General features: G+C 64.4%; 23 protein-coding genes. 13 read left to right on the forward strand and 10 right to left on the reverse strand.

Annotated features, from left to right (window positions below; genetic code table 11):
- Position 1: 1 nt before the first annotated feature.
- The 5 genes from GWQ44_RS17715 to gloB all read right to left on the reverse strand — a co-directional run bounded on the left by GWQ44_RS17715 (position 2) and on the right by gloB (position 7,222).
- The gene (locus tag GWQ44_RS17715; protein ID WP_016964272.1) at positions 2-1,075 is read right to left on the reverse strand and encodes a microcin C ABC transporter permease YejB; all 1,074 of its coding nucleotides are present in this window, start codon (positions 1,073-1,075) and stop codon (positions 2-4) included.
- A 1-nt stretch (position 1,076) separates the two neighbouring features.
- Positions 1,077-2,927 (reverse strand): extracellular solute-binding protein, encoded by a 1,851-nt coding sequence (locus GWQ44_RS17720; protein ID WP_275927910.1) that lies wholly within the window; start codon positions 2,925-2,927, stop codon positions 1,077-1,079.
- Positions 2,924-4,753, reverse strand: a complete 1,830-nt coding sequence (locus GWQ44_RS17725; RefSeq protein ID WP_016964270.1) for an extracellular solute-binding protein — start codon at positions 4,751-4,753, stop codon at positions 2,924-2,926. Before GWQ44_RS17725 ends, GWQ44_RS17720 begins: the two co-directional genes overlap by 4 nt.
- 171 nt (positions 4,754-4,924) lie before the next feature.
- Positions 4,925-6,355 (reverse strand): LysM peptidoglycan-binding domain-containing protein, encoded by a 1,431-nt coding sequence (locus GWQ44_RS17730; RefSeq protein WP_047304740.1) that lies wholly within the window; start codon positions 6,353-6,355, stop codon positions 4,925-4,927.
- Positions 6,356-6,454: 99 nt separating this feature from the next.
- Positions 6,455-7,222: a hydroxyacylglutathione hydrolase gene (gloB, locus tag GWQ44_RS17735; protein ID WP_042940822.1), complete on the reverse strand. Its 768-nt coding sequence runs from the start codon at positions 7,220-7,222 to the stop codon at positions 6,455-6,457.
- A 65-nt stretch (positions 7,223-7,287) separates the two neighbouring features.
- On the opposite strand from gloB, the gene GWQ44_RS17740 reads away from it, so the two are divergent.
- On the forward strand, positions 7,288-8,046 hold the full coding sequence (locus GWQ44_RS17740; protein ID WP_016964268.1) for a methyltransferase domain-containing protein: 759 nt from the start codon (positions 7,288-7,290) through the stop codon (positions 8,044-8,046).
- A 108-nt stretch (positions 8,047-8,154) separates the two neighbouring features.
- On the forward strand, positions 8,155-8,604 hold the full coding sequence (gene rnhA, locus GWQ44_RS17745; protein WP_016964267.1) for a ribonuclease HI: 450 nt from the start codon (positions 8,155-8,157) through the stop codon (positions 8,602-8,604).
- 5 nt (positions 8,605-8,609) lie between these two features.
- On the opposite strand, the gene GWQ44_RS17750 is transcribed toward rnhA, so the two are convergent.
- Positions 8,610-8,945 carry a DUF2388 domain-containing protein gene (locus GWQ44_RS17750; protein ID WP_016964266.1) on the reverse strand — a complete coding sequence of 112 codons (336 nt, stop codon included), beginning with the start codon at positions 8,943-8,945 and terminating at the stop codon, positions 8,610-8,612.
- 181 nt (positions 8,946-9,126) lie between these two features.
- On the opposite strand from GWQ44_RS17750, the gene dnaQ reads away from it, so the two are divergent.
- From dnaQ to GWQ44_RS17765, 3 genes are all read left to right on the forward strand, one after another.
- Positions 9,127-9,882 carry a DNA polymerase III subunit epsilon gene (gene dnaQ, locus GWQ44_RS17755; RefSeq protein WP_047304738.1) on the forward strand — a complete coding sequence of 252 codons (756 nt, stop codon included), beginning with the start codon at positions 9,127-9,129 and terminating at the stop codon, positions 9,880-9,882.
- Positions 9,883-10,187: 305 nt separating this feature from the next.
- Entirely contained in the window at positions 10,188-12,443 is a 2,256-nt protein-coding gene (locus GWQ44_RS17760; protein ID WP_016964264.1) for an Orn/Lys/Arg decarboxylase N-terminal domain-containing protein, read from the forward strand.
- A 14-nt stretch (positions 12,444-12,457) separates the two neighbouring features.
- Positions 12,458-13,045, forward strand: a complete 588-nt coding sequence (locus GWQ44_RS17765) for a GNAT family N-acetyltransferase (protein ID WP_016964263.1) — start codon at positions 12,458-12,460, stop codon at positions 13,043-13,045.
- Here GWQ44_RS17765 and GWQ44_RS17770 read toward each other — a convergent pair.
- Together GWQ44_RS17770 and GWQ44_RS17775 are read right to left on the reverse strand one after the other, a co-directional pair.
- A complete protein-coding gene (locus GWQ44_RS17770; protein ID WP_047304735.1) occupies positions 13,042-13,935 on the reverse strand; it encodes a LysR substrate-binding domain-containing protein in 894 nt (297 codons plus the stop codon). The genes GWQ44_RS17765 and GWQ44_RS17770 overlap by 4 nt on opposite strands.
- A gap of 116 nt (positions 13,936-14,051) precedes the next feature.
- Positions 14,052-14,288, reverse strand: a complete 237-nt coding sequence (locus tag GWQ44_RS17775) for a hypothetical protein (RefSeq protein ID WP_016964261.1) — start codon at positions 14,286-14,288, stop codon at positions 14,052-14,054.
- A gap of 216 nt (positions 14,289-14,504) precedes the next feature.
- Here GWQ44_RS17775 and GWQ44_RS17780 point away from each other — a divergent pair, with 216 nt between their 5' ends.
- Positions 14,505-15,062: an NAD(P)H-dependent oxidoreductase gene (locus GWQ44_RS17780; RefSeq protein ID WP_047304733.1), complete on the forward strand. Its 558-nt coding sequence runs from the start codon at positions 14,505-14,507 to the stop codon at positions 15,060-15,062.
- A gap of 125 nt (positions 15,063-15,187) precedes the next feature.
- Positions 15,188-16,474, forward strand: a complete 1,287-nt coding sequence (locus GWQ44_RS17785) for an arsenic transporter (RefSeq protein ID WP_275927911.1) — start codon at positions 15,188-15,190, stop codon at positions 16,472-16,474.
- A 90-nt stretch (positions 16,475-16,564) separates the two neighbouring features.
- Here GWQ44_RS17785 and GWQ44_RS17790 read toward each other — a convergent pair whose 3' ends face one another.
- Positions 16,565-17,542: a DUF1853 family protein gene (locus GWQ44_RS17790; RefSeq protein ID WP_275927912.1), complete on the reverse strand. Its 978-nt coding sequence runs from the start codon at positions 17,540-17,542 to the stop codon at positions 16,565-16,567.
- Positions 17,543-17,704: 162 nt separating this feature from the next.
- Here GWQ44_RS17790 and GWQ44_RS17795 point away from each other — a divergent pair, with 162 nt between their 5' ends.
- The 6 genes from GWQ44_RS17795 to pepN are packed head-to-tail and all read left to right on the forward strand — an operon-like array spanning position 17,705 to position 24,205.
- A complete protein-coding gene (locus GWQ44_RS17795) occupies positions 17,705-18,595 on the forward strand; it encodes an NAD(+) kinase (protein WP_007920913.1) in 891 nt (296 codons plus the stop codon).
- The gene (locus GWQ44_RS17800) at positions 18,592-19,566 is read left to right on the forward strand and encodes a metallophosphoesterase (protein ID WP_173655942.1); all 975 of its coding nucleotides are present in this window, start codon (positions 18,592-18,594) and stop codon (positions 19,564-19,566) included. Before GWQ44_RS17795 ends, GWQ44_RS17800 begins: the two co-directional genes overlap by 4 nt.
- Positions 19,563-20,432: a rhomboid family intramembrane serine protease gene (locus tag GWQ44_RS17805; RefSeq protein WP_016965406.1), complete on the forward strand. Its 870-nt coding sequence runs from the start codon at positions 19,563-19,565 to the stop codon at positions 20,430-20,432. Before GWQ44_RS17800 ends, GWQ44_RS17805 begins: the two co-directional genes overlap by 4 nt.
- Positions 20,433-20,447: 15 nt before the next feature.
- Positions 20,448-20,708, forward strand: coding sequence for a DUF1315 family protein (locus GWQ44_RS17810; RefSeq protein WP_016965405.1), 261 nt, complete (start codon positions 20,448-20,450; stop codon positions 20,706-20,708).
- Positions 20,705-21,535, forward strand: coding sequence for a DUF2797 domain-containing protein (locus GWQ44_RS17815; RefSeq protein WP_047304730.1), 831 nt, complete (start codon positions 20,705-20,707; stop codon positions 21,533-21,535). The genes GWQ44_RS17810 and GWQ44_RS17815 overlap by 4 nt, the downstream gene beginning before the upstream one ends.
- A gap of 12 nt (positions 21,536-21,547) precedes the next feature.
- Positions 21,548-24,205, forward strand: coding sequence for an aminopeptidase N (gene pepN, locus GWQ44_RS17820; protein WP_275927913.1), 2,658 nt, complete (start codon positions 21,548-21,550; stop codon positions 24,203-24,205).
- A gap of 170 nt (positions 24,206-24,375) precedes the next feature.
- Here pepN and GWQ44_RS17825 read toward each other — a convergent pair whose 3' ends face one another.
- Positions 24,376-26,007, reverse strand: coding sequence for a SulP family inorganic anion transporter (locus GWQ44_RS17825; protein ID WP_275927914.1), 1,632 nt, complete (start codon positions 26,005-26,007; stop codon positions 24,376-24,378).
- Positions 26,008-26,059 lie beyond the last annotated feature (52 nt).

Below are 26,059 nucleotides of genomic sequence, written 5' to 3' on the forward strand. Positions count from 1 at the left end.
CTCAATGCTCCCGGCTGTCGAAGTCGATGCGTGGGTCGACCAGGGTGTAGGTCAGGTCGCCGATCAGTTTCACCACCAGCCCCAGCAGGGTGAAGATGAACAGGGTGCCGAACACCACCGGGTAGTCGCGGTTGATCGCCGCCTCGAAGCTCATCAGGCCCAGGCCGTCGAGGGAGAAGATCACCTCCACCAGCAGGGACCCGGTGAAGAAGATGCCGATGAAAGCCGAGGGAAAGCCGGCGATCACCAGCAGCATGGCGTTGCGGAACACGTGGCCGTAGAGCACCCGGCGCTGGGTCAGGCCCTTGGCCTTTGCGGTGACCACGTACTGCTTGTTGATCTCGTCGAGGAAGCTGTTCTTGGTCAGCAGGGTCATGGTGGCGAAGTGGCCGATCACCAGGGCGGTGACCGGCAGCGCCAGGTGCCAGAAGTAGTCGAGGATCTTGCGCCCCCAGCTCAGCTGGTCGAAGTCGTTGGAGGTCAGGCCGCGCAACGGGAACCAGTTGAAATAGCTGCCGCCGGCGAACACCACGATCAGCAGGATGGCGAACAGGAAGGCCGGGATCGCATAGCCGACGATGATCGCCGAGCTGGTCCAGACATCGAAGTGGCTACCGTGGCGGGTGGCCTTGGCGATCCCCAGGGGGATCGACACCAGGTACATGATCAGGGTGCTCCAGAGCCCGAGGGAGATGGACACCGGCATCTTTTCCTTGATCAGGTCCACCACCTTGGCGTCACGGAAGAAGCTGTTGCCGAAATCCAGGGTGGCGTAGTTCTTGATCATGATCCACAGGCGTTCCGGCGCCGACTTGTCGAAGCCGTACATGTGCTCGATTTCCTTGATCAGCGCCGGGTCCAGGCCCTGGGCGCCGCGGTAGCTGGAACCGGCCACCGATACTTCGGCGCCGCCGCCGGCGATGCGGCTGGTGGCGCCGTCGAAGCCTTCGAGCTTGGCGATCATCTGCTCCACCGGCCCGCCGGGGGCAGCCTGGATGATCACGAAGTTGATCAGCAGGATGCCCAGCAGTGTGGGGATGATCAGCAGCAGTCGACGAACGATATAGGCCAGCATGTCATTGCTCCCTGTCGGCTGGGGCCGCCTGGTCCGGGGCCGGTTCTACGGCGGGCTTGGCGTCGGGCTTGATCCACCAGGTGTGGATGCCGATGTCGTACTTGGGCGCGACTTGCGGGTGGCCGATATGGTCCCAGTAGGCCACGCGCCAGGTCTTGATGTGCCAGTTGGGGATCACGTAGTAGCCCCATTGCAGGACCCGGTCCAGGGCCCGGGCGTGGGCCACCAGGCTGGCGCGCGAGTCGGCGTTGATCAGGCTTTCCACCAGGCTGTCGATGGCCGGGTCCTTGAGGCCGATGTAGTTGCGGCTGCCGGGCTTGTCGGCGCTGGAAGACATCCAGAACTCGCGCTGCTCGTTGCCCGGGGAGTTGGACTGGGGAAAGCTGCCGACGATCATGTCGAAGTCCCGCGAGCGCACCCGGGTGATGTACTGGGACACGTCGACCCGGCGGATCACCAGGTCGATGCCCAGGTCGGCCAGGTTGCGCTTGAACGGCAGCAGCACCCGCTCGAACTCGGTCTGGGCCAGGAGGAACTCGATCACCACCGGCTTGCCCTGGGCGTCGACCATCTTGTCGTCGACGATGCGCCAGCCGGCTTCCTGCAACAGCTGGTAGGCCTGGCGCTGCTGGGCGCGGATCATGCCGCTGCCGTCGCACACCGAAGGCGAGAAGGCCTGGTCGAACACCTGCGGCGGGAGCTGGCCCCGCAGCGGTTCGAGAATCGCCAGCTCCTCCGGGCCCGGCAGGCCGGTGGCGGCCATTTCCGAGTTCTCGAAGTAGCTGCGGGTGCGGGTGTAGGCACCGTTGAACAGCTGCTTGTTGCTCCATTCGAAATCCAGCAGCAGGCTCAGGGCGTGGCGCACCCGCACGTCCTGGAACAGCGGTCGGCGGGTGTTGAAGACAAAACCCTGCATGCCGGTGGGGTTGCCGTTGGCGATCTGCTCCTTGATCAGCCGGCCCTGGGCCACGGCCGGGGTGTTGTAGGCGGTGGCCCAGTTCTTCGCGCTCATCTCCAGCCAGTAGTCGAACTGCCCGGCCTTGAGCGCTTCCAGGGCCACGGTGTTGTCGCGGTAGTAATCGCTGGTGATCACGTCGAAGTTGTAGAAGCCGCGATTGACCGGCAGGTCGCGGCCCCAGTAGTCCTTGACCCGCTCGTAGCGGATCGAGCGCCCGGCCTTGACCTGGGTCACCCGGTAGGGGCCGCTGCCCAGGGGCACTTCCAGGTTGCTCTTGGCAAAGTCGCGGCTTTCCCACCAGTGTTTGGGCAGGACCGTCAGCTGGCCGAGGATCAGCGGCAGTTCGCGGTTGTTGTTGTGCTTGAACTTGAACAGCACCCGCAGCGGGTCTTCGGCGATCACCTGGTCGACGTCGGCGTAGTAGCCGCGGTACAGCGGCGAACCGGCGCTCATCAAGGTCTGGAAGCTGAACACCACGTCCTCGGCGCGGATCGGCTGGCCGTCGTTGAAGCGCGCCTCCGGGCGCAGGTAGAAACGCACCCAGCTGTTGTCCGGGGCTTTTTCGATCTTGCCCGCCACCAGCCCGTATTCGGTGAAGGGCTCGTCCAGGCTCTGGGTCATCAGGGTGTCGTAGATCAGGCCGATGTTCTGCTCGGGCACGCCTTTGCTGATGAAGGGGTTGAGGCTGTCGAAGCTGCCGAAGCCGGCCATGCGGAAGGTGCCGCCCTTGGGCGCCTTCGGGTCGACGAAGTCGAAGTGCTGGAAGTTCGCCGGGTATTTCGGCGCTTCGTTGTACAGGGTCAGGGCATGTTGCGGCGCAGCCTGGGCACAGCAGGCGATGACGCCGAACAACAGGCCGCTGGTGCGCAGGAGCAGGGCACGCAGAGGCATCATTGGGGAGTCTCCAGGGACTTCAGCCACCAGGCGTTCAAGCCCAGGTTGTAGGGCGGCGTGGTGACAAAGGCGAACCGGTTGCGGTAGGCCAGTCGGTGATAGTTGAGGTACCAGTTGGGAATCATGTAGTGCTGCCACAGCAGCACCCGGTCCAGGGCGCGGCCGGCGGCCAGTTGCTCGTCGCGGCTCTGGGCGGCCAGCAGTTGCTCCAGCAGGTGATCGACAATCGGGTTGTTGATGCCTGCGTAGTTCTTGCTGCCCTTGACCGACACCTGGCTGGAGTGGAAGTACTGCCATTGCTCCAGGCCCGGGCTCAGGGTCTGGTTGAGGGTCATGAGGATCATGTCGTAGTCGAACTGGTCCAGGCGCTGCTTGTACTGCGCCCGGTCCACGGTGCGCAGGCGCGCCTCGATGCCGATGCTCGCCAGGTTCTCCACGTAGGGCTGGAGAATCCGCTCCAGGTTGGGATTGACCAGCATCAGCTCGAAACGCAGCGGCTGCCCGGCGCTGTTCTGCAGGCGCTGGCCGTTGAGCTTCCAGCCGGCGTCGGCCAACAGCCCCAGGGCGCGGCGCAGGGTATCCCGGGGGATGCCGCGACCCTCGGTGCGGGGCAGGCTGAAGGCCTGGGTGAAGAGATTGGCGGGCAGTTGCTCGCGGTAGGGCGACAGCAGTAGCCATTCGTGCCCTACCGGCAGGCCCGTGGCGGAGAATTCGCTGTTGGGGTAGTAGCTCAGGGCGCGCTGGTAGGCGCCGCTGAACAGGGTGCGGTTGGTCCATTCGAAGTCGAACATCAGGCCCAGGGCTTCACGCACCCGCACGTCGGCGAAGAGACTGCGCCGGGTGTTCATGAACAGGCCTTGGGTCTGGGTCGGAATCTGGTGCGCGACCTGGGCCTTGATTACCTCGCCGCGATTGACCGCGGGGAAGTTGTAGCCGTTGGCCCAGTTCTTGGCCTGGTGCTCGATGTAGATGTCGAACTCGCCGGCCTTGAAGGCTTCGAAGGCCACGTCGCTGTCGCGGTAGAACTCCACCTCGACCCGGTCGAAGTTGTTGAAGCCGCGGTTGACCGGCAAGTCCTTGCCCCAATAATCCTGGACCCGTTCGAACACCAGTTGGCGTCCGGGCTGGACCTGGGTGATGCGATAGGGGCCGCTGCCCAGGGGCGGGGTGAAGGTGGTGGCCTTGAAGTCGCGGTCTTTCCAGTAGTGCTGGGGCAGCACCGGCAGCTCGCCCAGGCGCAGGATCAGCAGCGGGTTGCCGGCGCGCTTGAACACGAAGCGGATGCGCTGCGGGCCGAGGATGTCCACCCGCTGCACTTCCTGCAGGTTGGTGCGGTATTGCGGGTGGCCTTCCTTGAGCAGTAGGCGATAGGAGAACGCCACGTCATAGGCGGTGATCGGCTTGCCATCGTGAAAGCGTGCCTCGGGGCGCAGGTTGAACACCACCCAGCTGCGGTCTTCGCTGTATTCCACGGAGCGGGCGATCAGGCCGTAGCTGGAGGTGGGCTCGTCACCGGAGGGGGCGTAGAGGCCGGTGCCCACCATCAGCGGTTCGTTGAGTTCGTTGACCCCGTATTGCAGGAAGTTCGGCGTGGCGACCGGGCTGGTGCCTTTGAAGGTGTAGGGGTTGAGGGTATCGAAGGTGCCAAAGGCCATGACCCGCAAGGTGCCGCCTTTGGGCGCCGCGGGGTTGACCCAGTCGAAGTGGGTGAATTTGGCCGGGTACTTGAGCGTGCCAAACTGCGCATAACCATGACTTTCGGTGATCGTTGCGCTTGCGGGAAAGCTCAAGGCCAGACTGAAGAAGAGCAGAAGGAGGGGACGCATCGAGTCAGAGATCCGTTCCAGGCGGCTTGGGCTTAATGCTCCGTACAGTAACAGCTTGTATCAGCAGGAAAAAGCTCGCTGGCGCGAGCTTTGTGCAATTGAAATTTCCTGTAGGAGCCGGCTTGTCGGCGAAGGCTGTTCGCCGGCAAGCCGGCTCCTACAGAGCGGGTTTCAGTGTGGCAGGTAGACCGTGAGCATCTGGCCCGGCTTGAGGGCTTGCGCCGCCCGCGGGTTCCAGCGCTTGAGGTGCTGCATCTCGACATTGAAACGCTTGGCCACGATGTACAGCGAGTCGCCTTGCTTGACCTTGTAGCGGGTCGACTTCTGCTTGCCGCTGCTGGCCACGCTGGTTTTCTTGCCGGCGGCCTTGCGGGTGTCCTGCATCACCAGGGTCTGGCCGACCTTGAGGTTCTTGCCGCTGAGCTTGTTCCAGCGCTGCAGGTCCTGCACATCCACCTTGTTGGCCTTGGCGATCAGGGTCAGGTTGTCTCCGTTCTTGACCCGGTAGATGCGCTTGGGTCGCAGCGAGTCGCGGCCTTCGTCGCGGTCGAAGACCGGCTTGAGGGAGCGCTTGCTGATCAGCTCTTCGGGTTTCATGGTGGACAGGCTGGTGGTCAGCAGCTGGGCCTTGGACGTGGGTACCAGCAGGTGCTGTGGACCGTCGACGGTGGTGCGCTGCTTGAACGCCGGATTGAGCTGGAACAGCTCGTCCTCGTCGATGTTGGCCACCGCCGCGACCTTGGACAGGTCCATGCGCTGGTTGATTTCCACCACCTGGAAGTAGGGTTCGTTGGCGATCGGGTTGAGGTTCACGCCGTAGGCCTGCGGGGCCAGTACCACCTGGGACAGGGCCAGCAGCTTGGGCACGTAGGCTTGAGTCTCGGCCGGCAGCGGCAGGTTCCAGTAGTCGGTGGGCAGGCCGAGCTTGTCATTGCGCTCGATGGCCCGGCTCACGGTGCCTTCGCCGGCGTTGTAGGCGGCCAGGGCCAGCAACCAGTCACCGTTGAACATGTCGTGCAGGCGGGTCAGGTAGTCCAGGGCGGCGGTGGTGGAGGCGGTGATATCGCGGCGGCCATCGTAGAAGCGGGTCTGGCGCAGGTTGAAGTAGCGCCCGGTGGCCGGGACGAACTGCCACAGGCCCACGGCATCGGCCCGGGAATAGGCCAGCGGGTTGTAGGCGCTTTCGATCACCGGCAGCAGGGCCAGCTCCAGCGGCATGTTGCGCTCTTCGAGACGCTCGACGATGTAGTGGATATAGAGGCTGCCGCGTTCGCCGGCGTTTTCCAGGAAAGAAGGGTTGCTGGCGAACCACAGGCGCTGCTGTTCAATACGCGGGTTGACGCCCAGGCCTTCCTGCAATTGGAACCCCTGGCGCATGCGTTCCCAGACATCCTGGGGTACTTGCGGGCTTGGCTTGTTGCTCAGCCAGATGGGTTTTTGCTTGATGCGGGCGTTGAAATTCTGGGTGTGTGCCGCGTCGCTCTGCGGGGCATGGCCGGTGCTTTGGCAGCCCGCAAGCGTCGCTGACACAGCTACCGCGATGGCCTGGGCCAAGCGCGTCAATGCGTCTGAACTGATGGAATAACGAATAGATGACGACATTGGCTGGAAGTAAGTTCCGGGCAAAAATGTCGGGCGATTCTAGAAAGCACCCGGGGTGCGGTCAACCATTCAGAATTTTTGTACCAGTAGATAGCTTGCTTAGAATTTATCTTTCCAAGCCCTCAGGGCCGCAAAGACCGCACTCTGCGACGGGTTATCCTGGCCGCTCCGTTCGTCCGCTTTTTGTTTAACGGATGTTTCACCGGTACGCAAAAACGGGTTGGTGAGTTTCTCCAGGGCCAGGGTTGATGGCAGGGTCATGCGCCCTTGCTCGCGCATCTGCGTGACCTTTTCCAGACGCTGGGCAATGTCCGGGTTGGCGGGCTCTACTGCCTGGGCGAAGCGCAGGTTGCTCAGGGTGTATTCGTGGGTGCAGTAGATCAGGGTGTCGTCCGGCAGCGCGGCAAGGCGGCTGAGGGAGTGGTGCATCTGTTCCGGCGTGCCTTCGAACAGACGGCCGCAACCGGCGGCGAACAGGGTATCGCCGCAGAACAGCAGGCCGTGATGGTAGTAGGCGATGTGTCCCAGGGTATGGCCGGGTACGGCGAATACCTCGAAGTCCCAGCCGAGGATGTTGGCGTGGTCGTTGTCGTTCAGGGCCACGTCGCGTCCGGGGATCTTTTCCCGCGCCGGGCCATACACGGTGGCGCCGCTGTGCTGCTTGAGCCGCTCGACACCGCCGACGTGGTCGTGGTGGTGATGGGTCACCAGAATGTCGCTCAGAACCCAGCCCGGGTGCTGTTCCAGCCAGGCCAGGACCGGCGCCGCGTCGCCCGGATCGACGACCGCGCAGCGCTGGCTGCGGTGATCCTGTAACAACCAGATGTAGTTGTCGGTGAAGGCGGGCAGGGCACTGATCTGTATCATCTTCGGATTCGCCAAGCGGAAAACAATGGCGCATCTTAGAGCTTCTTGGCGTGTTGGAGAATGCAATGACCGATAAAGCCTTCGCTCAGGCAGATCCCGACTGGCTGGCCCTGATCAGTGCGGCCCGGGACTGGCTGTCCGGTCCCCTGGGGCAATTTTTGCTGGATGAAGAGCGGCGCATGCTCGAAGAGGAACTGGGGCGTTTCTTTGGCGGTTACCTGGTGCACTACGGGCCTTCGGCGCAGAACCCGCCGGTGGCGCCGCAGGTACAGCGCAATGTGCGCCTGGGCGCGCCGCTGCCCGGGGTGGAGATTGTCTGCGAGGAACAGGCCTGGCCCCTGAGCGAGCATGCCGCCGATGTGGTGGTGCTGCAGCATGGCCTGGATTTCTGCCTGTCGCCCCACGGCCTGCTGCGCGAGGCCGCCAGCAGCGTGCGCCCCGGTGGTCATCTGCTGATTGTCGGCATCAACCCCTGGAGCACCTGGGGCTTGCGCCATGTGTTCGCCCACGACGCCTTGCGCCAGGCTCGTTGCATCTCGCCCTCGCGGGTGGGCGACTGGCTCAACCTGCTGGGCTTCGCGCTGGAGAAACGCCGCTTCGGGTGCTATCGTCCGCCGCTTGCCTCGCAGGCATGGCAGGCGCGACTGGCGGGCTGGGAGCGCAAGGCCGGGCAGTGGCAACTGGCCGGCGGCGGCTTTTATCTGCTGGTGGCGCGCAAGATCGCCGTCGGCCTGCGCCCGGTGCGCCAGGTGCGACGCGAACCCATGGGCAAGCTGGTGCCGCTGCCCATGGCCAAGGTCAATCGCCGTAACAGCGAATCCTGATGACCTGCAGCAACCTTCTTTTTATATAGACCGGCCGAGTGACCTCGGCCTTGGGCGCTGTCGACCGCAATCGGCAGGCCAATGGCAATTTTCTGATGGAAGGCGTGGATGAGCGATAGCGTAGAAATCTTTACCGACGGTGCCTGCAAGGGCAATCCCGGCCCGGGTGGCTGGGGCGCGTTGCTGGTGTTCAAGGGCGTCGAGAAGGAGCTCTGGGGCGGCGAAGCCAACACCACCAACAATCGCATGGAGCTGATGGCGGCGATTCGTGGCCTGGAAGAACTCAAGCGCGAGTGCGACGTGCTGCTGGTCACCGACTCGCAGTACGTGATGAAGGGTATCAACGAGTGGATGGCCAACTGGAAGAAGCGCGGCTGGAAGACCGCCGCCAAGGAGCCGGTGAAGAACGCCGACCTGTGGCAGCAGCTGGACGAGCAGGTCAACCGGCACAAGGTCACCTGGAAATGGGTTCGCGGCCACACCGGCCACCACGGCAACGAGCGGGCCGACCAGTTGGCCAACCGTGGCGTGGATGAAGTGCGCGGCTACAAGGGCTGACGGCGTTACAGGGTGAGAATCGCCGCCGCCAGTTGTGCGTCGCTGTAGGGCGGGTTGTGCAGCGTTCGGCGAATGTGCTGCAACGCCGACTCCAGGCGCACGCCGCGAATCGCCCCGTCGCTGGCGACGAAGGCCGCGGCGTCGCTGCGGGCTTCCAGGACAACCTTGTCATCCTTGAACGAGCTGCTGATCTTGGCCGTGCCTTTGCTGCTGGTCAGCAGTCCGCTCATGCTCAGGTCGGTGCTGATCACTAGGCTGGTGGCATGGCTGGAGCTGCTGAGCATTGCGATGAACAGGGCAATGAACAGCAGGCTTTGCAGACGGCGCCGGAGAGTCTTCATGACCGCGAGTTTCCCTGGAAAAGATCGGCGGCACCCTAGCAGCCGGGCCTTGGGCGAACCTCATCAGCTTTGCGAATAACTGTTAAAAAGTGCGCGGCAGCGGCCTGTTGCCTGCGGCGCGCTGTCCCTGGGCCGGGCATGCTAAAATCCCGCCCTTTGCCAGATTGAGAACGGACCACTGATGGCCAACAGATCTGTTGTACTCGATACCGAAACCACCGGTATGCCGGTGACCGACGGCCACCGGATCATTGAAATCGGCTGCGTCGAGTTGATCGGTCGGCGCCTGACCGGGCGGCACTTCCACGTTTACCTGCAACCGGATCGCGAGAGCGACGAGGGCGCCATCGGCGTCCACGGCATCACCAACGAGTTCCTGGTGGGCAAGCCGCGCTTTGCCGAAGTCGCCGACGAGTTCTTCGACTTTATCCAGGGCGCTCAGCTGATCATCCATAACGCGGCGTTCGACGTTGGCTTCATCAACAACGAATTCGCCCTGATGGGGCGCCACGACCGCGCGGACATCACCCAGCACTGCACCATCCTCGACACCCTGTTGATGGCCCGTGAGCGTCACCCCGGCCAGCGCAACAGCCTCGATGCCCTGTGCAAGCGCTATGGCGTCGACAACTCCGGTCGTGAACTGCACGGCGCCTTGCTCGACTCGGAGATCCTCGCCGACGTCTACCTGACCATGACCGGTGGCCAGACCAGCCTGTCCCTGGCGGGCAACGCTTCGGATGGCAACGGTTCCGGCGAAGGCTCGGGCAACCGCGCCACGGAAATCCGCCGTCTGCCGGCCGATCGTCCCCGGGGACGGATCATCCAGGCCAGCGCAGCCGAATTGGCCGAGCACCAGACCCGCCTGGAGATCATCGCCAAGTCTGCCGGTGGGCCGGCGCTCTGGACCCAGTTGCTCGAAGCCCAGCAGCAATAAGCCTTGTTGCCTGCGGCCCTGTAGCCGCTGCCGTAGGCTGCGCACGGCTCGGTAGGAGGCGCAGCGATTTAGAGGGCGGCAGCTGTCGGGAGACCGTCAAGCAAGGCCCTGCGGGCCTTTTCGCAGCTTCGCGGGCTCAGCAGCGGCTACAGAGTGGTTGGGCGTTGCTGGGAGCGGGCCGGCAATTGTTCCAGTGCGACGTTTTGTTATACCCAGCCCTTGCCCGGGGTGACACAAGGCGTGCGCAGCTTCTACCCTGAGTTGATTGGCGGGGCCAACCCGCCGTCTCAGGACATCCAGCCTCCATGTACAAAGACCTGCAGTTTCCGATCCTGATCGTGCACCGCGACATCAAGGCCGATACGGTGGCCGGGGACCGGGTGCGGGGTATCGCCCGGGAGCTGGAGAAGGACGGCTTCAGCATCTTCTCGGCGGTGAACTATGCCGAAGGGCGCCTGGTGGCCGCGACCCATCACGGCCTGGCCTGCATGTTGATCGCCGCCGAGGGCGCCGGGGAAAACACCCATCTGCTGCAAAACATGGTGGAGCTGATCCGCCTGGCCCGGGTGCGGGCGCCGCTGTTGCCGATCTTCGCCCTGGGCGAGCAGATGACCCTGGAGAACGCCCCGGCCGATGCCATGAGCGAGCTCAACCAGCTGCGGGGCATTCTCTACCTGTTCGAGGACACGGTGCCTTTTCTCGCCCGCCAGGTGGCCCGGGCTGCGCGCAATTACCTGGACGGGTTGCTGCCGCCGTTTTTCAAGGCCCTGGTGCAGCACACCGCCGACTCCAACTATTCATGGCATACCCCGGGGCACGGTGGGGGCGTGGCGTATCGCAAGAGCCCGGTGGGGCAGGCGTTCCATCAGTTCTTCGGCGAGAACACCTTGCGTTCCGATCTGTCGGTGTCGGTGCCGGAACTGGGCTCGCTGCTGGATCACACCGGGCCCCTGGCCGAGGCCGAGGCACGGGCGGCGCGCAATTTTGGCGCCGATCACACCTTTTTCGTGATCAACGGCACTTCCACCGCCAACAAGATCGTCTGGCACTCCATGGTCGGTCGCGACGATCTGGTGCTGGTGGATCGCAACTGTCACAAGTCGGTGCTGCACTCGATCATCATGACCGGGGCCATTCCCCTGTACCTGTGCCCGGAGCGCAACGAGCTGGGGATTATCGGCCCGATTCCCTTGAGCGAGTTCAGCCCCGAGTCGATCCAGGCCAAGATCGACGCCAGTCCGCTGACCCGTGGCCGCCCGCCCAAGGTCAAGCTGGCGGTGGTCACCAACTCCACTTATGACGGCCTGTGCTACAACGCCGAGCTGATCAAGCAGAGCCTGGGCAACAGTGTCGAGGTGCTGCACTTCGACGAGGCCTGGTATGCCTACGCCGCCTTCCACGAATTCTTTTCCGGGCGTTATGGCATGGGCACCTCGCGCAGCGCCGAGAGCCCGCTGGTGTTCACCACCCATTCCACCCACAAGCTGCTGGCGGCCTTCAGCCAGGCGTCGATGATCCATGTACAGGACGGTGGCGCCCGGCAGCTGGACCGGGACCGTTTCAACGAAGCCTTCATGATGCATATCTCCACGTCGCCGCAATACAGCATCATCGCCTCGCTGGATGTGGCCTCGGCGATGATGGAAGGGCCGGCGGGGCGCTCGCTGCTGCAGGAAATGTTCGATGAGGCCCTGAGCTTCCGCCGGGCCCTGGCCAACCTGCGCCAGCACATCGCCGCCGATGACTGGTGGTTCTCGATCTGGCAGCCGGAACGGGTCGAAGGCATCGACCAGGTACGCACCGAGGACTGGCTGCTGGAACCCGAAGGCGAGTGGCACGGCTTTGCCGGCGTCACCTGCGACTATGTGCTGCTGGACCCGATCAAGGTCACCCTGGTGATGCCCGGCCTGACCGCCGGCGGCGCCCTGAGCGAGCACGGGATCCCGGCGGCGGTGGTCAGCAAGTTTCTCTGGGAGCGCGGGCTGGTGGTGGAAAAGACCGGGCTCTATTCATTCCTGGTGCTGTTCTCCATGGGCATTACCAAGGGCAAGTGGAGCACGCTGCTCACCGAGCTGCTGGAGTTCAAGCGCAACTACGACGCCAATGTCAGCCTCGCCACTTGCCTGCCCAGCGTCGCCAGCCAGGACCCGCAGCGCTATCAGGGCATGGGCCTGCAGGACCTGTGCGACCAGTTGCACGCCTGCTACCGCAGCAATGCCACCGCCAAGCACCTCAAGCGCATGTACACGGTGCTGCCGGAGGTGGCGATGAAGCCCGCCGATGCCTACGACCAACTGGTGCGGGGCGAGGTCGAGGCCGTTTCCATCGATCAGTTGCAGGGGCGTATTGCCGCGGTGATGCTGGTGCCCTATCCACCGGGGATTCCGTTGATCATGCCCGGCGAGCGCTTCACCGAGTCGACCCGCTCGATCATCGACTACCTGGGGTTTGCCCGGGCCTTCGACAGCAGCTTCCCGGGCTTTGTCGCCGATGTGCACGGTCTGCAGCATGAGGATCTGGGCGACGGGCGCCACTACACCGTCGATTGCATCAAGGCATGAGGAGTTTTCCCGCTATGCAGCCTGTTGTGAACCCCAAGCACCCGGGGCTGGCGATCCGCGTGGCCGACCAGGGGTTCGCCGCCTATGTCTGGGGCAGCGATTTCAGCTTCCAGGTCAGCGCCTACGCCGAGCCTGCGCCAAGCCTGGCGGTGGCGGACTGGCCGCTGCGCAAGGTGGTGCCGTATCGCAAGTGCTATGGCATCGATCCGGAGGAATTCGGCAGTTACCGCAATGCCGCAGACAGCGAGATCTTCATGGCCTATCTCGACGATCAGCCCGTGGGGCATGTGGTGGTCAGCACCAACTGGAATGGCTACGGGCATGTCGACGAGCTGGCCGTGCACGCACCGGCCCGACGCCACGGAGTGGCCCGGGCGCTGCTGGAGGTGGCGCAGTTCTGGAGTCGCAAGAAGCAACTGCCGGGAGTGATGCTGGAAACCCAGAACAACAACCTGGGAGCCTGTCGCCTCTACGAGCGCTGCGGCTATGTGGTGGGCGGGGTGGATCACCTGCGTTATCGCGGCATCGATCCGCAGACTCGCGAAGTGGCGATCTTCTGGTATCGGCTGTTTGCCGATGAGCCCCAGGTGAGCCCGGCTTAACCCGCCAGCAGGGCCTCGGCCTGTTCGGTCAGCAGTTCCAGCAGGGCATTGAGCCAGGGCGAGGCCTCGCTGCCCTGGCGGCGCAGGGCGTACAAGGTGACGCCGATTGGCGGCGACAGCGGGCAGACATCGAGCCCGGCACTGCGGGCACCGACGGCGGTGAAGGGGTCGACAATGGCCAGTCCTTCGCCGGCTTCCACCAGGCTGCGCATCATCTGATAGGTCTGCACGCGGGTCTGGATCACCGGGCTTGGCCGCAGGTTCTGCAATTTGCTGGCGAGCATCACGCTTAGCGGGTCCTGGCCTTCCAGGCCGAGCATGGCCTGGCCGGCCAGGTCCTGCAGGGCGGCGTATTTCTGCCGGGGCTGCAGCCAGCCATGGGGGGCCAGCAGGAACAGCTTGCCCTGGGCCAGTGCCTGGCTGTGGATGTCCGGGTGTTCGGGGTCATGCAGGCTCAGGCCCAGGTCGCAATCGCGCAGCAGCAGGCGCTCGACCATCTCTCGGGTGCCGTGACTGAGCAGGCTGCACGGGGTATCGGGAAAGCGCCGCCGCAGGGCGGCGATGCATTGCGGCAGCAGTTGCTGGACCAACGGCGGGGTGCCGATGATGCGCAACGGCGGTGCCTGGTGAAAGCGCAAACTGTCGGCCAGGCGTTGCAGTGGCTCGAAGGCGTCGTAGACCCGGGTAATCGCCGGTTGCAGCTCCCGGGCCTCGCGAGTGGCCTGCAAGCGTCCGCGCACGCTGGCGAACAGCATGAACCCCAAGTGGCTTTCGGCATCGCGCAGCAAGGCCTCGACCTCGGCCACCGAGAGCTGCAGCAGCTCGGCGGCGGTGCCCAGGTGGGCGGTTTGCAGGAGGGCCTGAATCACTTCGATATGACGTAGACGCATGCTTGAAGTCCATCTCCAGCCGTTGGGCGGTCAAGCATCGAATCCTACCCCAACTGCGGGTCCGGAAGCTGTAGCCGCCGCTCTTGGCCGGGCCGGACCGCCGGGGCCGGGTGCGCCTATTCGGTGATGTAGGTCTCGGGCTCGCGGACGATGGTCACGTCCGATTGCACCAGCAGGAACTGATTGTCGTCGAGCTTGCGCACCCGGTCGCCAATGGCCAGGCGGTAGGTGGTGACGGGCTCCGAGCCGCTGCTACCGTCCTGCGCGGGCATGGATTCCTGGAACTCGTGCACTGAATACACCCGTCCTTCGGCATCTCTTGCATGGAATTGTCCGACAAGTACTGCAGCCATCTTTAGAGCCTCTGGAGATAAAACACGCAAATTTCGTTGCTGTAGACCCGGTGGGTGCCGGGTAAGTTTTGCCGCCTGGAAAAAATAATCCATGGCCGCCGCCGGCCGTGGGGTGCGGCAGGATTTATCTGAGGAAATGGCGCTCGCAGGGTAGCAGGCACCCCCCGGGCTCATCTATAACTAACAGCTTCTTCACGCCAAGGGTTGGAAACTCCAATGAGCAATGTCTACAAGGTTGCAGTGCTGGTCGGCAGTCTGAGAACGCAGTCCCTGAACCGTAAGGTCGCCCTGGCGTTGGCCGAGCTGGCCCCGGCGAACCTGCAGTTGGGCATCGTCGAGATCGGCGATCTGCCGCTCTATAACGAAGACATCGATGTGACGCCGCCGGCGAGCTACACGCGCTTTCGCGAACAGATCGCGGCCGCCGATGCGCTGTTGTTCGTCACCCCGGAATACAACCGTTCGGTGCCGGCGGCCCTGAAGAATGCCATCGACGTCGGTTCGCGGCCCTACGGCAAGAGCGCCTGGGGTGGCAAGCCGGGGGCGGTGATCAGCGTGTCCCCGGGGGCCATCGGCGGCTTTGGCGCCAATCATCATCTGCGCCAGTCCCTGGTGTTCCTCAATGTGCCGTGCATGCAGCAGCCCGAAGCCTACCTGGGCGGCGCCGGTTCAGCGTTCGACGACGCGGGCAAGCTGTCGGAGGCCACCCGGCCGTTCCTGCAGAGCTTCATCAATGCCTATGGCCAATGGGTCGAGCAACAGAAGAAAGCCTGACCCCCCAACATCCCCCTGCTCGCGTAGGAGCCGGCTTGCCGGCGAACAGGACCTTGAGTCCCGTGGCGCCCTCTGGGGCGCCTTCGCCGGCAAGCCGGCTCCTCCATAATCAAGATCCCCCTCTCATGTTGATTGCAGTACTGATCTTCCTGCTGACCATCACCCTGGTGATCTGGCAGCCCAAAGGCCTGGGCGTTGGCTGGAGCGCGGTGTTCGGCGCGCTCCTGGCGCTGTTCTGCGGCGTGGTGCAACTGGCCGACATCCCGGTGGTGTGGCAGATCATCTGGAACGCCACCGGCACCTTCGTCGCGCTGATCATCATCAGCCTGCTGCTGGACGAAGCCGGGTTCTTCGCCTGGGCCGCCCTGCATGTGGCGCGCTGGGGCCGCGGGCGAGGGCGCCGCTTGTTCGCCTTCATGGTGCTCTTGGGCGCCCTGGTGTCGGCGCTGTTCGCCAACGACGGCGCGGCGCTGATCCTCACGCCCATCGTGATTTCCATGCTGCTGGCCCTGCGCTTTTCGCCGGCCACCACCCTGGCTTTCGTCATGGGGGCCGGCTTCATCGCCGATACCGCGAGCCTGCCGCTGGTGGTGTCGAACCTGGTGAACATCGTCTCCGCGGACTTTTTCAAGATCGGCTTCAACCGCTATGCGGCGGTGATGCTGCCGGTCAACCTGGTGAGCGTGGCCGCGACCCTGGTGGTGCTGCTGTGGTTTTTCCGCCGTGATATCCCGCTGGATTATGACCCCCGGCAACTGGCCGAGCCGGCCAGCGCCATCCATGACCGGGCAACCTTCATGGCCGGCTGGTGGGTGCTGCTGATCCTGCTGCTGGGCTGTTTTGCCCTGGAGCCGCTGGGGATTCCCATCAGCGCCATTTCCGCGGCCTGCGCCACCTTGCTGCTGGTGATCGCGGCGCGTGGACACAAGATCTCCACCCGCAAGGTGCTCAAGGAAGCGCCATGGCAGATCGTGATTTTTTCCCTGGGCATGTACCTGGTGGTGTACGGCTTGCGCAATGCCGGCCTGACCGGGCACCTGGCTGCCTGGCTCGACGCCTTTGCCAGCGGCGGAATCTGGGGCGCGGCCCTGGGCACCGGCTTGCTCAGCGCCGGGTTGTCGTCGTTGATGAACAACCTGCCAACGGTGCTGATCGGCGCCTTGTCCATCGACGCCAGCCAGGCCACCGGGGTGGTCAAGGAAGCGATGATCTACGCCAACGTCATCGGCAGCGACCTGGGGCCGAAGATCACCCCGATCGGCAGCCTGGCGACCCTGCTCTGGCTGCATGTGCTGGAGCGCAAGGGCATTCATATCGGCTGGGGCTATTACTTCCGGGTCGGCGTCGTGCTCACCGTGCCGGTGCTGCTGGTGACTTTGGCGGCCCTGGCATTGCGGCTTTCCCTGGCCTAGCGAACCCTTACGGCTGGAGCCGGCTTGCCGGGCAAAAGGCCCGTGAGCGTTGCGCCGCTCATGAGGACGCTTTCGCTGGCAAGCCCGCGCCTACGCAGGCTGGTCTTTGGGTGGGAGGGGCTGGGGCGCGGGGACGTTGGGCCACAGATCGGCCACCAGGAACAGGCGTTCGGCTTCTTCCCAGTCCCCTTCGGCGGTTTCCTCCAGGCGCACCAGCAATTGCGCCGGGGCCTGGGCGTCCAGTTCGGCAAGCCATTGCTGCAGCTGCCCGGCGGTCCAGGCCTGTTCGGCCGGATAGCAGGCCGGAGCCAGCCAGGCGTGGCGGGGCAGGGGTTGCCAGCGCCCCGGGGCGCCCTGGGCCACGTAGGCCGGCCAGTCCCGTTGATGCAGCCAGCGTCCCCGCAAGTGTTGCGGATGGGCGCCTTCGGGCGGTTCGGCGTGGCCCGGCCAGGGGTAGAGCAGGTAGCCCCCCAGCCACAGGTGGGCGCGAAACTGCTGGATATCCAGCGCCGCCAGGGCTTCGCGGCTTTCATCGCGGGCGGAAATCGGCAGTTGGTGTTCATCCAGGTGTGCCAGTTTGCGGTCCAGGCGATCGTGGCAGCCCGGCCCCAGCCATTGCGCGCTGTTGCGGCCGTTGCCCCGTTGCGGGCCCAGGTAGAGCTTGATCGCCAGTTCCAGGTGATGCACGCCCTCGCGGTCGCGCAGCAGCATGTCCAGTTCGCCCAGGGTCTGGCCGCCACGGCGGATCGGCAGGTTGGCCGCCAGCAGTTCGACCCCGGGGGCGTGCTGCACGGCAAACTGCCAGAGGCGTTCGTAGTACAGGCCCAGGCGCCGTGTCTGGCTGCGGTTGAGCCAATGGCGCAGCGCGCTGGGGTCCAGGTCCAGGCGCTGCAGCCAGTGCGCCAGCAGTTGCGGCGCCTGCACCCAGTCGCTGCCGGACAGGGGATGGCGCTGCGGCCAGGGCGTGTGGCTGAGCATCGGCGGCGCGAGGATGACCCAGGCGAGGTCGCGGACTTCAGGTTGACGCAACTGGCGTGGAAGGCTGAGCAGATCCGGGAACAGGAGCATGCTGCGAGCATAGACGCAAACCCTTGCGTTTCGCGATAAATGCGTGCCGCTCGGTGCTCGCGCTGCGCTTCCTAAGCCCGCGTGGCTGAAAGGATTTTGTCTAACGCCGGGTTTCGCCCATAATCCTCCGTTTCGCCCGTACCCGAACCTCGCAGGAGCCCCATGGAGCAATTTCGCAATATCGGCATTATCGGTCGCCTGGGCAGCTCCCAGGTGCTGGACACAGTTCGCCGACTGAAGAAGTTTCTGCTGGCGCGCCACCTGCACGTGATCCTCGAAGACACCATCGCCGAAGTGCTGCCGGGCCACGGCCTGCAGACCTCCTCGCGCAAGCTGTTGGGCGAGGTCTGCGACATGGTCATCGTGGTCGGCGGCGACGGCAGCCTGCTGGGCGCCGCCCGGGCCCTGGCGCGGCACAATATCCCGGTACTGGGGATCAACCGCGGCAGCCTGGGGTTTCTCACCGACATCCGCCCCGATGAGCTGGAGGTCAAGGTCGCCGAAGTGCTGGACGGCCATTACCTGGTGGAAAACCGCTTCCTGCTGCAGGCCGAAGTCCGCCGTCACGCCGAGGCCATCGGCCAGGGCGACGCGCTCAATGACGTGGTGCTGCACCCGGGCAAGTCGACGCGGATGATCGAGTTCGAGATCTACATCGACGGCCAGTTCGTCTGCAGCCAGAAGGCCGACGGCCTGATCGTCGCCACGCCCACCGGCTCCACGGCCTACGCGCTGTCCGCCGGCGGCCCGATCATGCATCCCAAGCTGGATGCCATTGTGATTGTGCCGATGTACCCCCATACCTTGTCCGGAAGGCCGATCGTGGTCGATGGCAACAGTGAGCTGAAAATCGTCGTGTCCAAAGATATGCAGATCTATCCGCAAGTCTCCTGTGACGGGCAGAACCATTTCACCTGCGCACCGGGCGACACCATCACGGTCAGCAAGAAGGCCCAGAAACTGCGCCTGATCCACCCGCTGGACCACAACTACTACGAGGTCTGCCGGACCAAGCTTGGCTGGGGCAGCCGACTGGGCGGTGGAGGCGACTGATGCTCGATCCCGCGCGTAGCTACGACCTGATCGGTGACGTGCACGGTTGCGCCCTGACCCTGGAGCACTTGCTGGATCGGCTCGGGTATCACAAGCAGGGCGGTGTCTGGCGGCATCCGTCGCGCATGGCGGTGTTCCTCGGCGACATCATCGACCGCGGCCCGCGAATCCGTGAGTCCCTGCACATCGTCCACGACATGGTCGAAGCCGGTCAGGCGCTGTGCATCATGGGCAACCATGAATTCAACGCCCTGGGCTGGAGCACCCCGGCGGCCGCCGGCAGTGGCAAGCAGTTCGTGCGCGAGCACACGCCGCGCCATGCCCGGTTGATCCACGAAACCCTGACCCAGTTCGAACATCACCCGGGCGACTGGCACGACTTTCTCGAGTGGTTCTATGAACTGCCGCTGTTCGTCGACGCCGGGCGCTTTCGCGTGGTGCATGCCTGCTGGGACGCCGGCCTGATCGCGCCGCTGCGCCAGCAGTACCCCAACGGCTGCATCGACCGCGAGTTCCTCCAGGCCTCGGCGCTGCCCGACAGTTTTGCCAGCACCGCCTTCGATCGCCTGCTACGCGGCACCGACATGCGTTTGCCCCACGGCCTGACCATGACCAGTGGCGACGGCCTGACCCGGGCGTTCTTCCGCACCAAGTTCTGGGAAGACGACCCGCAGACCTACGGCGACATCGTCTTTCAGCCCGATGCCTTGCCCGATCCGGTGGCGCGCACGCCTCTGTCCCCGGCCGAGAAGAACAGCCTGCTGCGCTACGGCCCTGACGAACCGATGCTGTTCGTCGGCCACTACTGGCGCAGCGGCAAGCCGGCGCCGATCCGCCCCAACCTGGCGTGCCTGGACTACAGCGCCGTGCTCTACGGCAAGCTTGCCGCCTATCGCCTGGACCAGGAAACCCGTCTGGATCCGAATAAATTTGTCTGGGTCGACGTCGAGCGGCCCGAGGTGTTGCGATGAGCGCAGTAGCGGTTTTGCGTCTGCCCCTGGCCACGGACCTGAGTGGCTTCGTCAAGTTGCTGCAGCGCATGCAGGTGCCGCACCGGGTCAGTGAGGAGGCCGGCGAGCAAGTGCTCTGGGTGCCGGAATCCATCAGTGAAGACGTGCGCGGCCTGTACCAGCGCTTTCCCCAGGGCGATCCCGAGCAGCAACTGGATATTCCGCAGGCGGCCTCGCCGGCGCGGGTTGGCCTGGCGCAGCAGTTGCGCCGCAGCCCGGTCACCGCGCTGATCCTGCTGCTGAGCCTGGCGGTGTGCGGCATCACCTTGCTCGGTGACAACCTGCAGACCCTCGGCTGGTTCACCTTCCTCGAGTTTCGCGTGGTCGGCGACTACATCCAGTTCAGCTCCCTGGCCGACAGCCTGGCGGCGGGGCAGTGGTGGCGCCTGGTGACGCCGATGCTGATTCACTTCGGCATCCTGCACATCGCCATGAACGGCATGTGGTACTGGGAACTGGGGCGGCGCATCGAACTGCGCCAGGGCAGCATCAACCTGCTGGGCCTGACCCTGCTGTTCAGCCTGGTGTCCAACTTCGCGCAATACTATTTCAGCGGCCCGACCCTGTTCGGTGGCCTGTCCGGGGTGCTCTACGGCCTGCTCGGGCATTGCTGGATCTATCAACTACTGTCGCCCAACCCCATCTACCGCCTGCCCCGGGGCGTGCTGGTGATGATGCTGGTGTGGCTGCTGCTGTGCCTGTCCGGGCTGGTGTCGATGATCGGCTTCGGCGAAATCGCCAACGCCGCCCACGTCGGCGGGCTGCTCATCGGTTGCCTCACCGGCTTGTTGGGCGGCCTCTACAGCCGCCATAAACTGGCCCTTTAAACGCTGGAGTCGTGTATGTCGTCCTTTGTCGAAATGATCGAAAACATCACCCCCGAGATCTACCAGAGCCTGAAACTGGCAGTAGAGATCGGCAAATGGGCCGATGGCCGCAAGCTCACCGCCGAACAGCGTGAGCTGTCCCTGCAGGCGATGATCGCCTGGGAGATGCAGAACCTGCCCGAGGACCAGCGCACCGGCTACATGGGCCCGCAGGAATGCGCCTCGAAGTCGGCGCCGGTGCCGAACATCCTGTTCAAGTCGGATGCCATCCATTGATCGAGATTGGCCGCGGTTCCATCAGCAAAATGTCGGCACGCCTGGACGGGCCGAATGTTCAGTACGCGTTTCGCCTGGGTGACAGCGAGGTGCCGGTCAACCCCCTGATCGGCACCCAGGTGCGCCTGGAATACCTGGGGGCGATCCATTGCACCCATTGCGGGCGCAAGACCAAGACCAGCTTCAGCCAGGGCTATTGCTACCCGTGCATGACCAAGCTGGCCCAGTGCGATGTGTGCATCATGAGCCCTGAGCGCTGCCACTACGACGCCGGCACCTGCCGCGAGCCGTCCTGGGGCGAGCAGTTCTGCATGACCGATCACGTGGTCTATTTGGCCAACTCCTCGGGGATCAAGGTCGGCATCACCCGCGCCACCCAGCTGCCCACCCGTTGGCTCGACCAGGGCGCCAGCCAGGCGCTGCCGATCATGCGCGTGGCGACCCGCCAGCAATCGGGCTTCGTCGAAGACCTGTTCCGTTCCCAGGTGGCCGACAAGACCAACTGGCGCGCGCTGCTCAAGGGCGATGCCGAGGCCGTGGACCTGGTGGCGGTGCGCGAGCAGCTGTTCGAGTCCTGCGCCGAGGGCCTGCTGGCGTTGCAGGAGCGTTTCGGCCTGCAGGCGATCCAGCCGGTGAGCGACATCGAGCCCCTGGAAATCCGTTATCCGGTCGAGCAGTACCCGACCAAGATCGTCAGCTTCAACCTGGACAAGAATCCGATCGCCGAAGGCACGCTGCTGGGCATCAAGGGCCAGTACCTGATCTTTGATACCGGCGTGATCAACATTCGCAAATACACGGCCTATCAGCTCGCCGTGCATCAGTAGAAGGAATTCTCCATGCGCACCGAACAACCGAAGATGATCTACCTGAAGGACTATCAGGCCCCCGAGTACCTGATCGACGAGACCCACCTGACCTTCGAGTTGTTCGAGGACCACAGCCTGGTCCATGCGCAACTGGTGATGCGTCGCAACCCCGCGCGCGGCGCCGGTCTGCCGCCGCTGGTGCTCGACGGCCAGCAGCTGGAGCTGCTGTCGGTGAGCCTGTCCGACCAGTTGCTGAGCGCCAGCGACTACCAGCTGGACGACAGCCACCTGACCCTGCACCCCACCAGCGCCAGCTTCACCGTTGACACCAGCGTGAAGATCCACCCGGAAAGCAACACCGCCCTGGAAGGCCTGTACAAGTCCAGCGGCATGTTCTGCACCCAGTGCGAGGCCGAGGGCTTTCGCAAGATCACCTATTACCTCGATCGCCCGGACGTGATGAGCAAGTTCACCACCACCGTGGTGGCCGAGCAGCACAGCTACCCGGTGCTGCTCTCCAACGGCAACCCGATTGCCAGCGGCCCCGGCGAAGACGGCCGGCATTGGGCGACCTGGGAAGACCCGTTCATGAAGCCCGCCTACCTGTTCGCCCTGGTGGCCGGTGACCTGTGGTGCGTCGAGGACAGCTTCCGTACCCAGAGCGGCCGCGATGTGGCGCTGCGCATCTATGTCGAGCCGGAAAACATCGACAAGTGCCAGCACGCGATGAACAGCCTGAAGAAGTCCATGCGCTGGGACGAAGAAACCTACGGCCGGGAGTACGACCTGGACATCTTCATGATCGTCGCGGTCAACGACTTCAACATGGGCGCCATGGAAAACAAGGGCCTGAACATCTTCAACTCCAGCGCCGTGCTGGCCCGTGCCGAAACCGCCACCGACGCCGCGCACCAGCGGGTCGAGGCGATCGTCGCCCACGAATACTTCCACAACTGGTCGGGCAACCGGGTGACCTGCCGCGACTGGTTCCAGCTGTCGCTCAAGGAAGGCTTCACGGTGTTCCGCGACGCCGGTTTCTCCGCGGACATGAACTCGGCCACGGTCAAGCGCATCCAGGATGTGGCCTACCTGCGCACCCACCAGTTCGCCGAAGACGCCGGCCCCATGGCCCATGCCGTGCGCCCGGAAAGCTTTATCGAGATTTCCAACTTCTACACCCTGACCGTGTACGAAAAGGGCTCGGAAGTGGTGGGCATGATCCACACCTTGCTCGGCGCCGAAGGCTTCCGTAAGGGCAGTGACCTGTATTTCGAACGCCATGACGGCCAGGCCGTGACCTGCGACGACTTCGTCAAGGCCATGGAAGATGCCAACGGCGTCGACCTGACCCAGTTCAAGCGCTGGTACAGCCAGGCCGGTACGCCACGGCTGGCGGTCAGCGAGTTCTACGACGCCGCCGCCAAGACCTACAGCCTGACCTTCCGCCAGAGCTGCCCGCAAACCCCGGACAAGGTGGAGAAACTGCCGTTCGTGATCCCGGTGGAGCTGGGCCTGCTGGACTCGAAAGGGGCGGGCATTGCCCTGCGCCTGTCCGGTGAAAGCGCGGCCCAGGGCACCTCCCGGGTGATTTCGGTGACCGAGGCCGAGCAGACCTTCACCTTTGTCGATATCGCCGAACAGCCGCTGCCCTCGCTGCTGCGGGGCTTCTCGGCGCCGGTGAAGCTGAGCTTCCCCTACAACCGCGACCAACTGATGTTCCTCATGCAGCACGACAGCGACGGTTTCAACCGTTGGGATGCCGGCCAGCAGTTGGCCGTGCAAGTGCTGCAAGAACTGATTGCCCAGCATCAGCAGGGTCAGGCGCTGGTGATGGACGAACGTCTGGTGACCGCCCTGGGCACCGTGCTGGCGGACGACAGCCTGGACCAGGCCATGGTCGCGGAGATGCTCTCCCTGCCGGGCGAAGCCTATCTGACCGAGATCAGCGAAGTGGCGGATGTCGAGGCGATCCACGCGGCCCGCGAGTTTGCCCGTCAGCAGCTGGCCACGCGCCTGTTTGATGCGCTGTGGAAGCGTTATCAGGCCAATCGGGCAGTGTCCAAGGCCACAGCCTATGTGGCCGAGTCCGAGCATTTCGCTCGTCGCGCGCTGCAGAACATTGCCCTGTCGTACCTGATGCTCACCCACAAGCCCGAAGTGCTGGCGGCGGCCATCGAACAGTTCGACAGCGCCGACAACATGACCGAGCGCCTGACCGCCCTGGCGGTGCTGGTCAACTCGCCGTTCGAGGCCGAGAAGGCCAAGGCCCTGGCGGTGTTCGCCGAGAACTTCAAGGACAACGCCCTGGTCATGGACCAGTGGTTCAGCGTGCAGGCCGGCAGCCCGTTGCCGGGCGGCCTGGAGCGGGTCAAGGCGCTGATGCAGCACCCGGCGTTCAATATCAAGAACCCGAACAAGGTGCGCGCGCTGGTGGGGGCCTTTGCCGGGCAGAACCTGATCAACTTCCATGCGGCGGATGGTTCGGGTTATCGCTTCCTCGCGGATCTGGTGATCCAGCTCAACGGCTTCAACCCGCAGATCGCCTCGCGGCAACTGGCGCCGCTGACCCGCTGGCGCAAATACGACAGCGCCCGCCAGGCGCTGATGAAAGGCGAACTGGAGCGCATCCGCGCTTCCGGCGATCTCTCCAGCGACGTGTTCGAAGTGGTGAGCAAAAGCCTCGCCTGACGGCGGCAGCGGCGACACATAGCAGCCTCGGCTGCGCCTGTAGCCGCTGCTGAGCCTGCGAAGCTGCGCAAAGGTCCGCAGGACCTTGCTTGGCGATCGCTGTCATCCCTCTGTGGGTCTTGAGAACGATACGCAGTGCCGCCCAGACCGTTCGCAGCCTGCGGCAGCGGCTACAGGGGGGGGAGTGCGCTGCTCAAGTCGCGGTGATAGTTCTGCGCGCCAATGGCGTGCAGGATGCCCACTCGCTCAAGCTTGGCATGAACCTTCAGGTTGGCTTCGCACAGTTTCACCACAATCCCGCGCTTGTGCAGCTGACCTATCACTTCCTCCAGGGTCTGCAGCCCAGTGATATCCATGAACGGCACATGCTTGAGGCGGATGATCAGCAGCCTGGGATCGCTATGGGTCTGGGCCAGTGCCCGTTCGAAGGTTTCCGCCGCGCCAAAGAACAGGGGGCCTTCGATGGTGTAGATCAACACCCCCGGCGGCAGGGGGCCGCGGCCTTTGCCGCGCAGTTCGTTTTCCAGGTCTTCACCCACCACCTGCTGCACCTCCACCGAGGAGGCCATGCGCCGCAGGAAATGCAGCATCGCCAGGATCACGCCGATATTCACCGCGATCACCAGATCGCTGAACACTGTCAGCACAAAGGTGCACAGCAGGATCGCCACGTCCGCCCGGGGCGCGCGCTGCAGCATGCGCTTGAAGTGGTGCAGTTCGCTCATGTTGTAGGCCACCACGAACAGGATCGCGGCCAGGGCGCACAGCGGAATATTGGCTGCCAGCGGGGCGAGAAACAGGATGATCAGCGTCAGCACCCCGGCATGGACAATGCCGGCCAGGGGACTGGTGGCTCCGTTGCGGATGTTGGTGGCGGTGCGGGCGATGGCGCCGGTGGCGGCAAAGCCGCCAAACAGCGGCGTGGCCAGGTTGGCAATGCCCTGGCCGATCAGTTCCTGGTTGGAATCGTGGCGGGTGCCGGCCATGCCGTCGGCCACCACCGCCGACAGCAGCGACTCGATGGCCCCGAGCATGGCGATGGCGAAGGCCGGGCCAATCAGGTCCAGTATCCGTGGCAGGCTGATCTGTGGCAGTTGCAGGCTTGGCAAGCCCTGGGGAATGCCGCCAAAGGCGCTGCCGATGGTGGCCACGCCGTCGAACTGGAACAGCGACTGCAGGGCGGTGGCCAGGGACATGGCCACCAGCGGCGCGGGCAGGCGCTTGAGCCAGGGGATCTTCGGTAACCACAGCAACAGTCCGAGGCTGAGCAGGGCCAGCAGGGTGGTGGCCGGGTGCAGCCCGGGCAGGGACTGCAACAGGTGCCAGAGCTTTTGGTGAAAATGCTCGCCCTGGGCCACGGGCAAGCCGAAGAAGTCCTTCCACTGGCTGACCCAGATGATCACCCCGATGCCGGCGGTGAAACCGAGAATCACCGGGTCGGGGATGAATTTGATCAGGGCGCCGAGGCGGCTGATGCCCAGCAGGAACAGAATGACGCCGGCCATCATGGTCGCCAGTTGCAGGCCGTCGACCCCGTACTGGGCGGTGACCCCGGCGAGAATCACGATAAAGGCCCCGGTGGGCCCGGCGATCTGCAAGCGGCTGCCACCGAACAGCGACACCAGCAGGCCGCCGACGATGGCGGTGTAGATCCCCTGTTCGGGCTTGACCCCGGAGGCGATGGCGAAGGCCATGGCCAGAGGCAGCGCCACCACGCCGACAATCACCCCGGACACCAGGTTGCGGGCCCAGTGGGCGCGTCCCAGCAGCCCGGCTTTCCAGGCCTCGCGTATGGCAATCATGCGGTACTCCTCAAGCTCATCGGGTTGGCCTCCCATGCCGCTCATCATAGTC

The sequence above is a fragment of the Pseudomonas sp. 3MA1 genome (assembly GCF_029237275.1).
Classification (GTDB): domain Bacteria; phylum Pseudomonadota; class Gammaproteobacteria; order Pseudomonadales; family Pseudomonadaceae; genus Aquipseudomonas; species Aquipseudomonas fluorescens_AP.

Coding starts and splice junctions, on each gene's coding strand:
- GWQ44_RS17715 (WP_016964272.1), bottom strand. CDS start 1,075: ATGCTGGCCTATATCGTTCGTCGACTGCTGCTGATCATCCCCACACTG.
- GWQ44_RS17720 (WP_275927910.1), bottom strand. CDS start 2,927: ATGATGCCTCTGCGTGCCCTGCTCCTGCGCACCAGCGGCCTGTTGTTC.
- GWQ44_RS17725 (WP_016964270.1), bottom strand. CDS start 4,753: ATGCGTCCCCTCCTTCTGCTCTTCTTCAGTCTGGCCTTGAGCTTTCCC.
- GWQ44_RS17730 (WP_047304740.1), bottom strand. CDS start 6,355: ATGTCGTCATCTATTCGTTATTCCATCAGTTCAGACGCATTGACGCGC.
- gloB (WP_042940822.1), bottom strand. CDS start 7,222: ATGATACAGATCAGTGCCCTGCCCGCCTTCACCGACAACTACATCTGG.
- GWQ44_RS17740 (WP_016964268.1), top strand. CDS start 7,288: ATGACCGATAAAGCCTTCGCTCAGGCAGATCCCGACTGGCTGGCCCTG.
- rnhA (WP_016964267.1), top strand. CDS start 8,155: ATGAGCGATAGCGTAGAAATCTTTACCGACGGTGCCTGCAAGGGCAAT.
- GWQ44_RS17750 (WP_016964266.1), bottom strand. CDS start 8,945: ATGAAGACTCTCCGGCGCCGTCTGCAAAGCCTGCTGTTCATTGCCCTG.
- dnaQ (WP_047304738.1), top strand. CDS start 9,127: ATGGCCAACAGATCTGTTGTACTCGATACCGAAACCACCGGTATGCCG.
- GWQ44_RS17760 (WP_016964264.1), top strand. CDS start 10,188: ATGTACAAAGACCTGCAGTTTCCGATCCTGATCGTGCACCGCGACATC.
- GWQ44_RS17765 (WP_016964263.1), top strand. CDS start 12,458: ATGCAGCCTGTTGTGAACCCCAAGCACCCGGGGCTGGCGATCCGCGTG.
- GWQ44_RS17770 (WP_047304735.1), bottom strand. CDS start 13,935: ATGCGTCTACGTCATATCGAAGTGATTCAGGCCCTCCTGCAAACCGCC.
- GWQ44_RS17775 (WP_016964261.1), bottom strand. CDS start 14,288: ATGGCTGCAGTACTTGTCGGACAATTCCATGCAAGAGATGCCGAAGGA.
- GWQ44_RS17780 (WP_047304733.1), top strand. CDS start 14,505: ATGAGCAATGTCTACAAGGTTGCAGTGCTGGTCGGCAGTCTGAGAACG.
- GWQ44_RS17785 (WP_275927911.1), top strand. CDS start 15,188: ATGTTGATTGCAGTACTGATCTTCCTGCTGACCATCACCCTGGTGATC.
- GWQ44_RS17790 (WP_275927912.1), bottom strand. CDS start 17,542: ATGCTCCTGTTCCCGGATCTGCTCAGCCTTCCACGCCAGTTGCGTCAA.
- GWQ44_RS17795 (WP_007920913.1), top strand. CDS start 17,705: ATGGAGCAATTTCGCAATATCGGCATTATCGGTCGCCTGGGCAGCTCC.
- GWQ44_RS17805 (WP_016965406.1), top strand. CDS start 19,563: ATGAGCGCAGTAGCGGTTTTGCGTCTGCCCCTGGCCACGGACCTGAGT.
- GWQ44_RS17810 (WP_016965405.1), top strand. CDS start 20,448: ATGTCGTCCTTTGTCGAAATGATCGAAAACATCACCCCCGAGATCTAC.
- pepN (WP_275927913.1), top strand. CDS start 21,548: ATGCGCACCGAACAACCGAAGATGATCTACCTGAAGGACTATCAGGCC.
- GWQ44_RS17825 (WP_275927914.1), bottom strand. CDS start 26,007: ATGATTGCCATACGCGAGGCCTGGAAAGCCGGGCTGCTGGGACGCGCC.